Below are 15,282 nucleotides of genomic sequence, written 5' to 3' on the forward strand. Positions count from 1 at the left end.
GTGCCGTCATCTCGCAAATACCATGATTGCCTATCGCGTGGTGACAGCCGACATCAGCCAACTCGTTTGCAAGGCCCGGTCGCCCCGCTGCCACGGTCAGCCGCGCCCTGATGTCGGCCCTTCAGCGCCGTCAAAGCGCCGCTCGAACCGGACGCCGATTCATCCGGGTGCCGTCCGTTCCGTCGCCGGCCGACAGGCGAGGCTCGATCGCTGCCCGGCAGGATATACCGGGCAAGACCAAAGAAAAAGGGCGGCCCGATCGCTCGGAGCCGCCCCTTTGGTCGCAAGATCTGCGAGGCGCTTAACGCTTCGAGAACTGGAAGCTGCGGCGGGCCTTCGCCTTGCCGTACTTCTTACGCTCCACCGCGCGGCTGTCGCGGGTCAGGAAACCGGCCAGCTTGACGGGTGCGCGCAGCACCGGCTCGTAGCGGGTCAGCGCCTGGGCGATGCCGTGCTTGACCGCGCCGGCCTGGCCCGAAAGGCCGCCGCCGGAAACGGTGGCGATCACGTCATACTGGCCCTCGCGCTCGGCGATGCCGAACGGCTGGTTGATGACGAGGCGCAGCGTCGGGCGGGCGAAGTAAACTTCCTGATCGCGACCGTTGATCGTGATCTTGCCCGAACCCGGCTTCAACCACACGCGGGCGACGGCGTCCTTACGACGGCCGGTTGCATAAGCGCGGCCCTGCTTGTCGATCTGCTGTTCGCGCAGCGGCGTGGTCGGCAGGACCGGGACGTTGACGACCGGCGCTGCATCGTCGGCCGAGTCGACTGAAGCGGCGGGGGCAGCGGCAGTCGGCTGCGCGGCGGCGGGCGCCTGCTGGCCGGTGAGGTTCGCCAAGTCGGCGAGGGACTGACGGGTGTCGGACATTATGCGCCCACCTTGTTCTTGCGGTTCAGCGACGCAACGTCGAGAACCTCGGGATTCTGCGCGCCATGGTCATGCTCAGCGCCGTTGAAGATGCGCAGGTTGCGCATCTGCTGGCGGCCTAGCGGACCGCGCGGGATCATGCGCTCCACGGCCTTTTCCAGCACGCGCTCCGGGAAGCGCCCGTCGAGCACCTTGCCCGCGGTGATGCCCTTGATGCCGCCCGGATAGCCGGTGTGCTTGTAATAGACCTTCTGGTCCAGCTTCTTGCCCGTGAAGCGGACCTTGTCCGCGTTGATCACGATGACATTGTCGCCGCAATCGATGTGCGGCGTGAAGCTCGGCTTGTGCTTGCCGCGCAGGATGTTGGCGATGATCGAGGCAACACGGCCGACGACCAGCCCCTCGGCATCGATCAGATGCCACTTCTTCTCGACCGTAGACGGCGTCGCCGACTTGGTCTGCTTTGACAGCGTCCGCATGGACTTGACCCTTGATCTGGAGGGCAGCCACGTGCGGCCGGCCCGAAAACAATCACGCCGCCCCAAGCGGGACGGCGCTGACCGCCGCCAGATGCGAGTTGAGGGGCGGAAAGTCAAGAAAAACCGCCGGAAACGCGTGTGGTACCTGGATACCGCATGGTTCCTGGGCGGATTGGGGTTGTCGCGGGCGGTGCGAGGGGGTCTAACCCGCAACCATGCACCTCTACCTTCCGATCGCCGGCCTGCCGGTCAACGTGCTGGTGATCGTGCTGCTGGGCGGCGCGGTGGGCGTGCTGTCGGGCATGTTCGGCGTGGGTGGCGGCTTTCTGACCACGCCGCTGCTGATCTTCTACGGCGTGCCGCCGGCGGTGGCGGTGGCATCCTCCGCCACGCAGATCACGGGATCGAGCGTGTCGGGCGTGATCGCGCACAGCCGCCGGCAAGGCGTCGACTTCCGCATGGGCGGGGTGCTGGTGGCCGGCGGCGCGATGGGCGCGGTGGCGGGCGGCGTCGTGTTTCGGCTGCTGCAAAAGACCGGGCAGATCGATACGGTGGTGGCGCTGCTATATGTGGCTTTGCTCGGCTGGATCGGCACCACCATGCTGCGCGAATCGGTGCGCGCCTATTTCGCGCGACGCCAGGGCGGGAAGCCGGACAGCCGGCTGGGCCGCCGCCCGAAATGGATCGCCGCTTTGCCCTTCCGCTGGCGCTTCTACGGCGCTGGCCTGTACCTGTCCCCGCTTGCGCCGTTGCTGCTGGGCTTCGTGTCGGGCCTGCTGACCGTGCTGATGGGAGTGAGCGGCGGGTTCATCCTGGTGCCTGTCATGATCTACCTGTTCGGGGTGTCGTCACGCGTGGTGGTGGGCACGTCCCTGTTCCAGGGGCTGTTCGTCACTGCGGCGACAACCATGGTCCATGCCCTCACCACCCATGCGGTGGACCTGGTGCTGGCGGCCTTGCTGCTGGTGGGATCGGTCACCGGCGCGCAGATCGGGTCGCGGATGGTGCAAAAGGTTCAGCCCGAAATTGCCCGCATGTTCCTGGCGGTGATCGTGCTGTTCGTGGCGTTCCGCATGGGCATCGGCCTGACCTGGCGACCGGAAGCGATCTACACGGTACAGCCGCGATGAGGGCGCTGCTGCTCGGCCTGTTCGCCCCCCTTCTGCTGGGGGCCGCGCAGCCGCGGCTGGTGACCGACGTGTCGGAAACCACGATCGAGATCGCCTACAGCTTCACCGGCGCGGAACTGCTGCTGTTCGGCGCGATCCTCTACCCGCCGCGCCACAAGCCGCGTCCGGGCACGGAAGTGGTGGTGGTGGTGAAGGGTCCGCCCGAAACGGTGGTGCTGCGCGAAAAGGCGAAGGTCGGCGGCATCTGGATCAACCATGCCACCGCGCGCTTCCGCGATGCCCCGACCTTCTACTCGGTCGCCAGCAGCCGGCCGGTGGACGCATTCGTGCCTTTCCCGGTGGCGTGGCGCCATGGTCTGGGCGTGGCCAACCTGCCGTTGCACCAGGAAGGGAGCAGCGACCTGGCCGAGCGGCAGCGTTTCCGCGAAGGCTTTCTGAATCTCAAGCTCGACAGCCAGCTCTACAGCGAGCATCCGGACGCCGTGTCGATCCGCGAGGACGTGCTGTACCGCGCCCTGATCCCCCTGCCCCCGCGCGTGCCCACCGGGCGATTCACCGCGGAGACCTTTCTGGTCCGCAACGGCCAGGTGATCGCAGCGGCAACGCGCCACATCGTGATCGACAAGACCGGGTTGGAGCGACTAGTCGCCGGCGCGGCCGTGCGCCGCCCCTTCCTGTACGGCGCGCTGGCCGTCACCTTGTCGCTGCTGCTGGGGCTGGCCGCCGCCTTGCTGTTCGGGCGGCGCCGCTAGGCCGCACGGTCAGCAGTTCGTTAACCCTGGCCCGCTATGCTGCGGCCATGGGGATGCATGAACGCTTCGTCTCGGCCATCACCGCCGGTGACGCGATGGAACTGGGCCGACTGGTCGCGATCGGAGGCCATGCCGCCGAGATCACGGTCGACGTCCGGATGCTGCAACTGGTGCGCGGGAGCGGCGGCGGATCGATCGGCAGCCACGTCAAGCTGCGGCTCGGCCGACGCTGGGTGGTCGGCCAGATCCGCACGCTCCGGCTGTCCGAGGCGGATGGCGACCTGGTGGTCGGCACGCTCGAATTCTGTGGCGAAGGCGACGATGTCGAGGGCGAGTTGCGCAACTTCCGGCGCGGCGTCACCCGCCTGCCGCTGCCCGGCTGCGCCCTGCATGGCGTGTCGGCGGACGAACTGTCCCGAATCTTCGCGCCGGACGGACGGCCTTATGTCGAGATCGGCGACATCGCCGGCGCCGAAACGCAGCGCGCGTGCCTGACGATCGATCCGCTGCTCGGCCGCCATTTCGCCGTGCTGGGTTCGACCGGCACCGGCAAGTCGAGCGCGACCGCGCTGATCCTGCACCGCATCCGCGACGCCGCGCCGCGCGGCCATGTGGTGATGATCGACCCGCATGGCGAATATGCCGCCTCGTTCAGCGATTCGGGCGCGATCTTTGACGCAGCCAACCTGGCCACGCCCTATTGGATGATGAACCTGGACGAACATGCGGAGGTGCTGCTCACCTCCAGCGGGAACGAGCGCCAGGTCGATCGCGATGTGCTGGCCCGGGTGCTGCTGGCCGCACGCGCCAAACATCGCGCGGCTGATGGCATGACGCGCATGACCGCCGACACGCCGACACCCTATCTGCTGTCGGACTTCGGCGCGATCCTGCAACAGGAAATGGGCCGGCTCGACAAGGGCGGCGTGGGGGCCGCGCCCTATCTGCGGATCAAGGCGCGGATGGACGAGGTCAAGGCAGACCCGCGCTATGCCTTCATGTTCTCGGGCATGCTGGTCGGGGATACGATGGCGGACGTGCTGCAACGGCTGCTGCGGCTGGACAAGGACGGCACGCCGATCGCGATCGTCGACCTGTCGGGGATGCCGTCGGAGATTACCGGCGTGATCGTGGCCCTGCTCGGCCGCCTGATCTTCGACCACGCAATGTGGTCGCGCGGGCTGGATCAGCGCCCGGTGCTGCTGGTATGCGAGGAGGCCCATCGCTACATCCCGGCGGAAGGGCCCGGGCCTGCCCGCGCCGTGCTGGAACGGATCGCCAAGGAAGGCCGCAAATATGGCGTGGCCCTTGGCCTGGTGACGCAACGCCCGTCCGATCTCGCGCCGGGCGTGCTGTCGCAATGCGGCACGATCGTCGCCATGCGGCTGAACAACGACCGCGATCAGGCGCATGTCCGCGCCGCCATGCCGGAAGGATCGGGCGGACTGGCCGATGCGATCCCCGCGCTCCGCAACCGCGAGGCGGTGATCGTGGGCGAAGGCGCCCCGCTGCCCATCCGCGTGTGCTTCGACCCGCTGGATGCGGACCGCCTGCCGGCCTCCTACGACCCCGTCTTCTCGCAGGCCTGGGCGGCGGACGGCAGGGACGAACGGCTGCGTACCGAGCGTGCCGTCCACCGCTGGCGGACTCAGGGGCGATAGTGCCGCTATCGGCGTGCCAGCCCAAACGGGATTGAGTTTGCGCGGCGGCGGGGGCAATCCCCGCGCATGTCGCAGAATGAAGACAAACGCCTTGCCGCCCTTGCCGCCGCCGATGAGGTCAGGGACGGGATGCTGGTCGGCCTAGGCACGGGATCGACCGCGGCCTTTCTGATCGACGAGCTGGCGCGTCGCGCGCGCGACGGCCTCCGCATCGAGGCGGTCGCCACCTCGCTCGCCAGCGACGCGCAGGCAAAGGCCGGCGGCTTGACCGTGCGGCCGTTCGAGGATGTGGCGGCGATCGACCTTTGCATCGACGGCGCGGACGAGATCGATGGCGCCTGCCGCGCGATCAAGGGCGCGGGCGCGGCGATGGTGCGCGAAAAGATCGTCGCCACCGCCGCCACCCGCATGGTGGTGATCGCTGATGGCTGCAAGAAGGTCGCCCAACTCGGCGCGGCCCCGGTGCCGGTCGAGGTGCTGCCCTTCGGCCGCGCCTTTGTCGCGCGCGCTCTGGCGGAACTGGGGGGCAAGTCCACGCTGCGTCCGCGTGGCGACGCGCCCTACCTGACCGATCAGGGCAATCTGATCCTCGACACGCATTTCGGCCTGATCGCCGATCCCGCCACCTTGGCGCGGCACCTGTCGCTGGTGCCGGGCGTGGTGGGGCATGGCCTGTTCATCGACGAGGTGGACGCCCTCTACCTGGCCGAAGGCGGAACGGTCACGCGGATCGAACGCTCCGCCGCGATTTGAAACCTGCCCGTAACGAAAGGATCGGAAGCACGGTGCCAACCGTTGCGCGTCTGTCCTGTTCAGGTTTATCCGCCACCCGAACCTGCCGCTGACACTTCCAGGGAAGGAAACCCATGTCGACCCAGCCTGCTTCCTCCACTTTTCATGAGGACGGCTCGCCCGACCGGCTGGCGATCGATACGATCCGCACGCTGTCCATGGACGCGGTGCAGAAGGCCAATTCGGGGCATCCCGGCACCCCGATGGCGCTTGCCCCGGTGGCGCATACGATCTGGACCAAGTTCCTGCGCTACGATCCGGCCGCCCCGGACTGGCCCAACCGCGACCGCTTCGTCCTGTCCGTCGGCCATGCCTCCATGCTGCTCTATTCGGTGCTGCACCTGGCCGGCGTCGACGAGATCGACGAACATGGCAACAAGTCCGGCCGCAAGGCGGTGACGCTGGAGGATATCGAGAACTTCCGCCAGCTCGATTCCAAGACGCCGGGCCATCCCGAATATCGCTACACCACCGGGGTCGAGACCACGACCGGCCCGCTGGGTGCCGGCTGCGGCAATTCGGTCGGCATGGCGGTGGCCGAACGCTGGCTGGCCGAACGGTTCAACCGCGACGGTTTCCAGCTGTTCGACCATGACGTCTATGTGCTGTGCGGCGATGGCGACATGATGGAGGGCGTGTCGGCGGAAGCGGCATCGACCGCCGGCCACCTGAAGCTGTCCAACCTGTGCTGGATCTACGACTCCAACCACATCTCGATCGAGGGTTCGACCGAGCTCGCTTTCTCCGAAGACGTCGGCAAGCGTTTCGAGGCCTATGGCTGGAACGTGATCCATGTCGATGACGCCAACGATACCGAGGCGTTCGGCAAGGCGCTCGACACGTTCAAGGCCACGGACGACCGTCCGACCTTCATCGTCGTCCACTCCGTAATCGGCTGGGGTAGCCCCAAGGCCGGCAGCGAAAAGGCGCATGGCGAGCCGCTGGGCGCCGACGCGATCAAGGCCACCAAGCAGGCCTATGGCTGGCCTGACAAGGACTTCTACGTGCCCGATGGCGTGGCCGAACGCTTCCAGGGGGCGATGACCGCGCGCGGCGGAAAGCTGCGCGAGGAATGGGACGCCAGCTTCGCCCAATATCGCGAAAGCCATCCCGATCTAGCAGCCGAGCTGGACCTGATGCGCCAGGGCAAGCTGCCGGACAATTGGGATGCCGACCTGCCGACCTTCGACACGGACGCGAAGGGCATCGCCAGCCGCGATTCGGGCGGCAAGGTGCTGAACGCGCTGGCCCAGACCGTGCCGTGGCTGGTCGGCGGCGCGGCCGATCTGTCGCCCTCCACCAAGACCGACCTCAAGAATTTCGGATCGTTCGAAGCCGGTAGCTATGGCGGCCGGACGATGCATTTCGGCGTGCGCGAACATGCCATGGGCGCGATCGTCAACGGCATGGCGCTGAGCTACCTGCGTTCGTTCAGCGCGACTTTCCTGGTGTTCGCCGACTATATGCGCCCGCCGATCCGGCTGGCCTCGATCATGGAGCTGCCGGCGACCTTCATCTTCACGCACGATTCGATCGGCGTGGGCGAGGACGGGCCGACCCACCAGCCGATCGAGCATCTGGCCAGCCTGCGCTGCATCCCCGGCCTCGACACGATCCGCCCGGGCGACGCCAACGAAACGCGCGAGGCGTGGAAGGCCGCGATGCTGAAGACGTCCAGTCCGACGGTCCTCGTCTTCTCGCGCCAGGCGTTGCCGACGCTGGACCGCACCAAATATGCCCCGGCCGAAGGGCTGCACAAGGGCGCCTATGTGCTGGCCAGCGCCGACGAGCCGGAGGTGATCCTGATCGGCACCGGCTCCGAAGTCGGGCTGGTGGTCGCGGCGTATGAAAAGCTGACCGAAAGCGGCGTCAAGGCACGCGTGGTGTCGATGCCGAGCTGGTATTTGTTCGAGCAGCAGGACGACACCTACAAGGATTCGGTCTTCACCCCCGGCGTCGAGGCGCGGATCGCGGTGGAGCAGGCGGGCTCGATCGGCTGGGACCGCTATATCGGCGCCAGGGGCCGCACCGTCACCATGCCGACCTTCGGCGCATCCGCCCCGATCGCCAAGCTCCAGGACAAATACGGCTTCACCGTCGACAATGTGGTGAAGATCGCCAACGAATTGCTCGGGAAGTAAACACATGACCAGCAAGCTCGAACAGCTCCGCGACAGCGGCCAGGCCCCGTGGCTCGACTTCGTCGACCGCTCCTTCCAGGCGCAAGGCGGCCTCAAGAAACTGGTGGAGGAGGATGGCCTCACCGGCGTCACCTCCAACCCCGCAATCTTTGAAAAAGCGATGGGCCAGGGCGACGCCTATGACGCCGAGTTCAAGAGCTTCGTGGAGGCGAATGCCGGCGCCACCATCACCGATACCTATGAAGCACTCGCCATCAGCGACATTCGCGACGCCGCCGACACGCTGAAGCCGGTCTATGAGCGCACGGACGGCCTGGACGGCTATGTCAGCCTGGAAGTGTCGCCTTATCTGGCCGACACGACCGAGGCGACGGTGGAGGAAGCGCGCCGGCTGCACGCCATGGTCGATCGCCCCAACCTGATGGTCAAGGTACCGGGCACCCAGGCGGGCGCGCCGGCGATCCGGCAGCTGATCGAGGACGGGCTGAGCATCAACGTCACCCTGCTCTTCAGCCAGGAGAGCTATATCGCGGTGGCGATGGCCTATGTCGAAGGGCTGGAGGCGCGCGTCGCCAAGGGCGAGCCGATCAACCGGATCTCCAGCGTGGCGAGCTTCTTCGTCAGCCGCATCGACGCGCAGATCGACAAGAAGATCGACGCCCGCGTGAAGGACGGCGACGCCGAGAGCGATGCGTTGAAGGCGGTGCGCGGCAAGGTTGCGATCGCCAATGCCAAGCTGGCGTATCAATGGTTTCTCGACTTCGTGAAGTCGGACCGGTGGCAGGCGCTGGCGGACAAGGGCGCCAATGTGCAGCGGCTGCTGTGGGCCTCCACCGGCGTCAAGGATCCCGCTTACCCTGACACGCTCTATGTCGACGGGCTGATCGGGCCGGACACGGTCAACACCCTGCCGCCCAAGACGATGGATGCGTTCCGCGACCATGGCACGCTGGCGCGCACGCTGGATGCCGACATCGATGACGCGAAGCAGGTGTTGGCCGAGGCCGATCGCCTGGGCCTCGACCTGGCGGGCGTGACCGAAGCCCTGGTCAACGATGGCGTGAAGCTGTTCGCCGATGCCGCCGACGCCCTGCTCGGCGCAGTGGCGTCCAAGCGCGCGCTGCTGGCCGGTGACAAGCTGGCCGGCATGGCGCCGCATCTGTCCGAAGCCCTCGACAAGGCGGTCGCCGACCGGCTGGAACAGGCCCGCGCCGATGCCTGGTCGCGTCGCCTGTGGGCCAAGGATGCCAGCCTCTGGACCGGTGGGTCGGAGGCCAAGTGGCTCGGCTGGCTGGCGGCGGGCAAGGGCGAGCAGGTCGATCATGCCGCGCTGAAAGCGTTGGCGGAGAAGGCCAGGGGCCACAAGGACGTGGTGCTGCTCGGCATGGGCGGCTCCAGCCTGGGGCCCGAGGTGCTGGCCGAGATGATCGGCGCGGCGCCGGGCCATCCCACCGTCCACGCGCTCGATTCGACCGATCCGGGCCAGATCGGCACGGTGGCGTCCAGGATCGATCCCACGGAGGCGCTGTTCCTGGTCGCGTCCAAGTCCGGCTCGACCATGGAGCCGGAGTTGCTGCGCGCCTATTTCTGGGATCTCGCCGGACAGGACGGCAGCCGCTTCGTGGCGGTGACCGATCCCGGCTCCAAGCTGGAAAAGCTCGCCCAAGAACATGGCTATCACGCCATCTTCCTGGGCGATCCGGAGATTGGCGGGCGTTATTCGGTGCTGTCCGTGTTCGGCATGGTGCCGGCCGCGATGATGGGCATCGATGTCGAGGATTTCTTCGCCAAGGCGGCGCCGATGGTGCAGGCCTGCGGCCCCGATGCCCCGCCCGCGACCAATCCGGGCATGCATTTGGGCGTCATCATGGGCGAGGCGGCGAATGTCGGCCGCGACAAGCTAACCATCCTGACCACCCCCGAACTGGAGCCGGTCGGTGCGTGGCTGGAGCAGTTGATCGCGGAGTCGACCGGCAAGCATGGCAAGGGCATCGTGCCCGTCGATCTTGAGCCGCTGGCCCCGGCGGAGGAGTATGGCACGGACCGCATCTTCGCCGTGCTGAAGCTGGCCGGCGACGAGGATGCCGACCTGGATGCGCATGTCGAGGATCTGATCGCCGCGCGCCAGCCGGTGGTCGTGATCACGCTGGCGGACAAGGACCTGATCGGCCAGGAATTCTTCCGCTGGGAGGTCGCGACCGCGATCGCCGGCGCGGTGATCGGCATCGATCCGTTCGACCAGCCCGACGTGGAAGACGCCAAGGTCAAGACGCGCGAACTGGTGGACGCCTATGAAGCATCCGGCAGCCTGGCCGAAGAGACACCGTTCCACGAAGACGCGGACATGGCCTTCTTCGCACCCGGCGATCACACGCTGGCGGCAAGCGACCCGGTGCAGATCCTGCGCACTCATTTCGCCAGCGCCAACCCCGGCGATTATGTCGGCTTCCTGGTCTATCACGAACGCAACGAGGAGCATGAGGCTTCCGTCGCCCGGATGCGCGAGGCGGTGGTGCAGGCCCATGCGGTCGCCACCGTCGCCGGGTTCGGCCCGCGTTTCCTCCACTCCACGGGTCAAGCCTACAAGGGTGGGCCGAAGACCGGCCTGTTCCTGGAAATCACGCGTGAGGCGGATCCCGACCTACCCGTGCCCGGCCGCAAGGCCAGCTTCGGCGTGGTGCAGGTGGCGCAGGCGCGTGGCGACCTGGACGTGCTGGTGGAGCGGGGTCAGCGCACGTTGCGCGTCCACCTGAAGAATGGGGATCTGGCGGCGCTTGAGACGCTGGTGATCCAGGCCCTGCAAGACTGATCGGAGAGTATCGTACCATGCGTATCGCAATGATCGGCCTCGGCCGGATGGGCGCCAACATCGTTCGTCGCCTGATGAAGGCCGGGCACGAGGCCGTGGTGTTCGACCGCAATACGGAGGCGGTCGGGGCCCTGGTGAAGGAAGGCGCGGTCGGCGCCGCCGGGCTGGACGACCTCAAGGGCAAGCTGGAAAAGCCGGCCATCTTCTGGGTGATGCTGCCCGCCGGTGAGCCGACCGAGGATACGATCGCCACGCTTGCCGAACTGGCCGGGCCCGGCGACATCATCATCGACGGCGGCAACACCTTCTACAAGGACGATATCCGCCGGTCCAAGATGCTGGCCGAAAAGGGCATCCACTATGTCGATGTCGGCACGTCCGGCGGCGTGTGGGGGCTGGAGCGCGGTTATTGCATGATGATCGGCGGGCCCGACGACATCGTCCGCCACCTCGATCCCATCTTCGACACGCTGGCCCCGGGCCTCGGCACGATCGAGCGGACGCCCAAGCGCGAGGCCTATGATGTCCGCGCGGAGAAGGGGTATATCCACGCCGGTCCGGCCGGCGCGGGCCACTTCGTCAAGATGATCCACAACGGCATCGAATATGGCCTGATGCAGGCCTATGCCGAGGGCTTCGACATCCTGAAGTCGAAATCGTCGGAGAAGCTGCCGGAGGACCAGCGGTTCGACCTCAACCTGACCGACATTGCCGAAGTCTGGCGGCGCGGTTCGGTGATCTCGTCCTGGCTGCTCGACCTCACCGCCAGCGCGCTCGCCGGCAGCCCCCAGCTGTCCAACTTCTCCGGCCGCGTGGCGGATTCGGGCGAGGGCCGATGGACGGTGGAAGCCGCCATGGAAGAGGCCGTGCCGGCCAACGTGCTGACCACCGCCCTCTTCTCGCGCTATCGCAGCCGGGTGGAACATACCTTCGCCGACCAGGTCCTGTCGGCGATGCGGTTCGGCTTCGGCGGCCACGTCGAGATCCCGCAATGAGCGCGGCGGCGCTGCCCCCCGCGCCGCCGTCGACCCTCGTCATCTTCGGCGGCACTGGCGACCTGACCCGCAGACTGCTGGTGCCGGCGCTGGCCAATCTGTGCGGCGACGGGCTGGTCGGGAATGATCTCACCATCATCGCCATCGGATCGCGCGAAGGCGACGACGAAAGCCTGCGGGCAGGCCTGGACGAATTCGCGCCCGACACGGATTGCTGGCGTGCCCTGCGCGGCCGGATTACCTATCTGCAGGGCGACTTCACCCAGCCGGACGTGTTCCAGACGCTCAAGCAGCGATTGGGCGACGGCAATGCCGCTTTCTACCTCGCCACGCCCGCCCAGTTCTTCGGACCGATCGTGGACGCCCTGGCCGATGCTGGGCTGATGGACGAGGTGGAGGGCCGGTTCCAGCGGGTGGCGATCGAAAAGCCGTTCGGCCACGACCTCGCCTCCGCCCAAGCCCTGAACCGTCAGATCCTGGCGCGCGTGGCCGAGGCGCAGGTGTATCGGATCGACCATTATCTGGGCAAGGAAACGGTCCAGAACATCATGGTCGCCCGCTTCGCCAATCCCTGGATCGAGGCGGTGTGGAACAACCGCTACATCGACCATGTCCAGATCACGGCGGCGGAGTCGATCGACGTCGGCACGCGCGGCAGCTTCTACGACGCAACCGGCGCCGGCCGGGACATGGTGCCCAACCACCTGTTCCAATTGCTTGCCATGATCGGGATGGAGCCGCCCAACGATCTGTCGGCGGACGCCATTCGCGGCGAGAAGGCCAAGCTGCTCGGTGCCGTGCGCCCCCCTGACGATGCCGGGGCGGACGGCGTGCGCGGGCAATATGAAGGCTATCGCGAAACCGCCGATGTGTCGGCGGACAGCACGACTGAAACCTTTGTCGCGCTGAAGCTGCATGTCGACAGCTGGCGCTGGGGCGGCGTGCCCTTCTACCTCCGCACCGGCAAGGCGCTGACGGCGCGCGATACGGAGGTGGCGATCGTGTTCAGGCAGGCGCCGCTGGCCCTGTTCCGCGATACCGACCTCAACAACCTGCCGCCGAGCCAGCTCGTGCTCCAGCTGCAACCGGACGAGGGGATCGTAATGCGGTTCATGGTGAAGCAGCCCGGGCCGGAGCTGCGCGCGGTGCCGGTCCAGCTGGACTTCCATTATGCCGAACGCTTCGACATCAAGGGACGGACGGGCTATGAAACCCTGCTCTACGACATGCTGATGGGCGACCAGACCCTGTTCCAGCGCGCCGACCAGATCGAGGCGGGCTGGGCCGCGGTGCAGCCGTTCCTGGATGCCTGGGGCGGACGCCCGGACGCGATCGAAACCTATGCGCGCGGCAGCGACGGACCCGCCGGGGCCACGGCCCTGATCGAACGCGACGGGCGGGCCTGGAACCCGATCGGCGCATGACGCTGCGCCTGGTCATCAGCGACGTCGACGGGACGCTTGTCGATCATGACAAGAACCTGGCGCCGGAAACCGTCGCGGCGGTCCGCCGGCTGGAGGCGCGCGGGATCGGCTTCTCGCTGATCAGCGCCCGCCCGCCCTCCGGCATCGCCCACCTGATTGATGCCTTGCGGCCGAACACGGCCGTGGGCGCGTTCAACGGCGGCACCATCCTGGACCCCGACGGCACGGTGGTCGAACGCCACCTGCTGCCGCGTGACGTGGTGGAGGGCAGCTTCGCCCTGGCCGAGGGGACGGGCGCGGAGCCGTGGCTGTTCGCGGATGGCGCATGGCATGCGCCCAACAGGGACAATCCGCACGTGCCGCGCGAAATCCTGTCGTCCGGCGTGCAGCCGGTGATCGGCCGCGACATGACCGCCCTGTTCGACCGCGCCGACAAGCTCAGTTGGGTGAGCGACGATTACCCGCTGCTGGAGAAACTGCAGAACGCGATGCGGGACAGGCTTGGCGACCAGGCGACCATCGCCTTGTCCCAGCCCTATTTCCTCGACCTGACGCACGCCAACGCCAACAAGGGCGCGGGCATTGCCACGCTGGCGCGGATGGCGGGCGTCGACCTGGCCGACGTTGCGGTGCTGGGCGACCAGCATAACGACCTGCCGATGTTCGCCCGTGCCGGGCTATCGATCGCGATGGGTCAGGCGCCAGACGCGGTCAAGGCCGCCGCCACCTATGTATCCACCAGCAACGACGCGCATGGCGTGGCACACGCCATCGACACGATCCTGCTGCCGATGGTGGAGGCACAGGCGTGAAGACGCTGGTTGCGTTCGACCTGGACGGGACCCTGGCCTTGTCCAAACAGCCGCTGGACGATGACATGGCGGACCTGCTTGCCCGCCTGACGCAGGTGGCGATGGTGGACGTGATTTCGGGCGGCGACTGGCCGCAGTTCGAGAAGCAGGTGGTCGGGCGGATGCCGGACCATGCGCGCCTGTCCAACCTGGTCATCCAGCCGACCACCGGAACCAAGCTCTACCGGCATCGGGATGGCGACTGGCAGCGTGTCTATGCCGACCTGTTCGACCCGGAGGAGAGCGCCAAGATCAAGGATGCACTGAAGCGCGCGGTCGCGCAGGCCGGCTATGCGGGCGAGCATGTCTGGGGCGAGCAGATCGAGGATCGCGGCAGCCAGATCACCTTTTCCGCGCTGGGTCAGCAGGCGCCGCTGGACGCCAAGAAGGATTGGGATCCCGATCATGCCAAGCGGGAGACGTTGCAGGCCCTGCTGAAAAGCATGCTGCCGGACCTGGCGATCAACATCGGCGGCACGACGTCGATCGACATCACCCGCAAGGGTATCGACAAGGCCTATGGCCTCAAACGCCTGAGCGAAACGGTGGACGTGCCGCTGGACCGCATGTTGTTCCTGGGTGACGCCATCTTCCCCGGCGGCAACGATTATCCCGCCAAGACGCTGGGGCTGGACACGGTCCGGGTGCGGGACGTGGACGAAACCAAGGCGATCGTCACGGCCGTGATCGCCTGTCTGCACGCGTGAGCGCCGCGCCGCCGATCATCGTCGCCACCGGCTTCACCCGCGAGGTCCGCACGGTCCCCGGACCGGGTATCGTCGCGATTGCGGGCGGAGGGCGCGCGGCCAATCTGCAACGCGCGCTGGAACAGGCAGCCTCCGCCGGGGCCAGCGCCATCCTCAGCTTCGGCCTGACCGGCGGCCTGGTGGACGGGCTGCGCATCGGTGACTGGGTGGTCGGCAGCCGGCTGACCGGCGCGATCGAGCAGGATTGCCACGCCGGCTGGGCGCGAGCGATGGCGACGGCGCTGCCCGGCTCCAAGATCGGCCCGTTCTTCGCCGATGGCCGCATGATCGACACGGTGGCGGAGAAACGCCGGCTGGGCGAGGTTCACGGCGCGCTGGCGGTCGATATGGAGAGCCATGTCGCGGCGCGGGTAGCGCGGGCGCATGGCCTGTCCTTCGCCATTGCGCGGATCGTGTCGGACGAAGTGGGGCATCTGCTGCCGCCCGCCATTACCGTGTCGATGCGGCCGGATGGCGGGTTCGACCGAGTCGCGATGCGCCGTTCGCTGGCTGCTATCCCCGAACAGCGGGCGGACGTGGTGCAGACGATGCGGCAGTTCCTGACCGGCTTTCGCGGCCTGCGTGCGGCGGCACGGGCGCTGGGACCACGGCTCGCTTTTCCGGGCTGAAC

Annotated in this window: 13 protein-coding genes; 11 read left to right on the top strand and 2 right to left on the bottom strand. The window is 67.3% G+C overall.

The features are described from left to right. Positions 1-301: 301 nt before the first annotated feature. Together rpsI and rplM are read right to left on the bottom strand one after the other, a co-directional pair. Complete coding sequence (gene rpsI, locus Q0D93_RS10705) at positions 302-871, bottom strand: 30S ribosomal protein S9 (RefSeq protein WP_294393855.1); 570 nt, start codon at positions 869-871, stop codon at positions 302-304. Beyond that, complete coding sequence (gene rplM / locus Q0D93_RS10710) at positions 871-1,350, bottom strand: 50S ribosomal protein L13 (RefSeq protein WP_294393860.1); 480 nt, start codon at positions 1,348-1,350, stop codon at positions 871-873. Before rplM ends, rpsI begins: the two co-directional genes overlap by 1 nt. 215 nt (positions 1,351-1,565) lie before the next feature. On the opposite strand from rplM, the gene Q0D93_RS10715 reads away from it, so the two are divergent. From Q0D93_RS10715 to Q0D93_RS10765, 11 genes are all read left to right on the top strand, one after another. Beyond that, positions 1,566-2,480, top strand: a complete 915-nt coding sequence (locus Q0D93_RS10715; RefSeq protein WP_294393863.1) for a sulfite exporter TauE/SafE family protein — start codon at positions 1,566-1,568, stop codon at positions 2,478-2,480. After that, the gene (locus Q0D93_RS10720; protein ID WP_294393866.1) at positions 2,477-3,232 is read left to right on the top strand and encodes a TIGR02186 family protein; all 756 of its coding nucleotides are present in this window, start codon (positions 2,477-2,479) and stop codon (positions 3,230-3,232) included. Before Q0D93_RS10715 ends, Q0D93_RS10720 begins: the two co-directional genes overlap by 4 nt. Positions 3,233-3,279: 47 nt before the next feature. Further along, positions 3,280-4,893 carry a DUF87 domain-containing protein gene (locus Q0D93_RS10725; RefSeq protein ID WP_294393872.1) on the top strand — a complete coding sequence of 538 codons (1,614 nt, stop codon included), beginning with the start codon at positions 3,280-3,282 and terminating at the stop codon, positions 4,891-4,893. Between the two features lie 66 nt (positions 4,894-4,959). Then, complete coding sequence (rpiA, locus tag Q0D93_RS10730) at positions 4,960-5,646, top strand: ribose-5-phosphate isomerase RpiA (protein WP_294393876.1); 687 nt, start codon at positions 4,960-4,962, stop codon at positions 5,644-5,646. Positions 5,647-5,759: 113 nt separating this feature from the next. Next, on the top strand, positions 5,760-7,826 hold the full coding sequence (gene tkt, locus Q0D93_RS10735; RefSeq protein ID WP_294393880.1) for a transketolase: 2,067 nt from the start codon (positions 5,760-5,762) through the stop codon (positions 7,824-7,826). 4 nt (positions 7,827-7,830) lie between these two features. Then, positions 7,831-10,635 (top strand): bifunctional transaldolase/phosoglucose isomerase, encoded by a 2,805-nt coding sequence (locus Q0D93_RS10740; protein WP_294393883.1) that lies wholly within the window; start codon positions 7,831-7,833, stop codon positions 10,633-10,635. 17 nt (positions 10,636-10,652) lie between these two features. Continuing rightward, the gene (gnd, locus tag Q0D93_RS10745) at positions 10,653-11,630 is read left to right on the top strand and encodes a phosphogluconate dehydrogenase (NAD(+)-dependent, decarboxylating) (RefSeq protein ID WP_294393885.1); all 978 of its coding nucleotides are present in this window, start codon (positions 10,653-10,655) and stop codon (positions 11,628-11,630) included. Further along, positions 11,627-13,054, top strand: a complete 1,428-nt coding sequence (gene zwf / locus Q0D93_RS10750) for a glucose-6-phosphate dehydrogenase (RefSeq protein WP_294393887.1) — start codon at positions 11,627-11,629, stop codon at positions 13,052-13,054. Before gnd ends, zwf begins: the two co-directional genes overlap by 4 nt. Then, complete coding sequence (locus Q0D93_RS10755) at positions 13,051-13,866, top strand: Cof-type HAD-IIB family hydrolase (protein WP_294393889.1); 816 nt, start codon at positions 13,051-13,053, stop codon at positions 13,864-13,866. The genes zwf and Q0D93_RS10755 overlap by 4 nt, the downstream gene beginning before the upstream one ends. Beyond that, positions 13,863-14,612 carry an HAD-IIB family hydrolase gene (locus Q0D93_RS10760; RefSeq protein WP_294393892.1) on the top strand — a complete coding sequence of 250 codons (750 nt, stop codon included), beginning with the start codon at positions 13,863-13,865 and terminating at the stop codon, positions 14,610-14,612. Before Q0D93_RS10755 ends, Q0D93_RS10760 begins: the two co-directional genes overlap by 4 nt. Then, positions 14,609-15,280, top strand: coding sequence for a phosphorylase (locus tag Q0D93_RS10765; RefSeq protein WP_294393894.1), 672 nt, complete (start codon positions 14,609-14,611; stop codon positions 15,278-15,280). Before Q0D93_RS10760 ends, Q0D93_RS10765 begins: the two co-directional genes overlap by 4 nt. Positions 15,281-15,282: the final 2 nt, after the last annotated feature.

Origin of the sequence: uncultured Sphingomonas sp. (genome assembly GCF_934560975.1) — a bacterium.
Lineage (GTDB): Bacteria > Pseudomonadota > Alphaproteobacteria > Sphingomonadales > Sphingomonadaceae > Sphingomonas_I.

Coding starts and splice junctions, on each gene's coding strand:
- Q0D93_RS10720 (WP_294393866.1), top strand. CDS start 2,477: ATGAGGGCGCTGCTGCTCGGCCTGTTCGCCCCCCTTCTGCTGGGGGCC.
- Q0D93_RS10715 (WP_294393863.1), top strand. CDS start 1,566: ATGCACCTCTACCTTCCGATCGCCGGCCTGCCGGTCAACGTGCTGGTG.
- Q0D93_RS10740 (WP_294393883.1), top strand. CDS start 7,831: ATGACCAGCAAGCTCGAACAGCTCCGCGACAGCGGCCAGGCCCCGTGG.
- rplM (WP_294393860.1), bottom strand. CDS start 1,350: ATGCGGACGCTGTCAAAGCAGACCAAGTCGGCGACGCCGTCTACGGTC.
- tkt (WP_294393880.1), top strand. CDS start 5,760: ATGTCGACCCAGCCTGCTTCCTCCACTTTTCATGAGGACGGCTCGCCC.
- rpiA (WP_294393876.1), top strand. CDS start 4,960: ATGTCGCAGAATGAAGACAAACGCCTTGCCGCCCTTGCCGCCGCCGAT.
- Q0D93_RS10725 (WP_294393872.1), top strand. CDS start 3,280: ATGGGGATGCATGAACGCTTCGTCTCGGCCATCACCGCCGGTGACGCG.
- gnd (WP_294393885.1), top strand. CDS start 10,653: ATGCGTATCGCAATGATCGGCCTCGGCCGGATGGGCGCCAACATCGTT.
- zwf (WP_294393887.1), top strand. CDS start 11,627: ATGAGCGCGGCGGCGCTGCCCCCCGCGCCGCCGTCGACCCTCGTCATC.
- rpsI (WP_294393855.1), bottom strand. CDS start 871: ATGTCCGACACCCGTCAGTCCCTCGCCGACTTGGCGAACCTCACCGGC.
- Q0D93_RS10755 (WP_294393889.1), top strand. CDS start 13,051: ATGACGCTGCGCCTGGTCATCAGCGACGTCGACGGGACGCTTGTCGAT.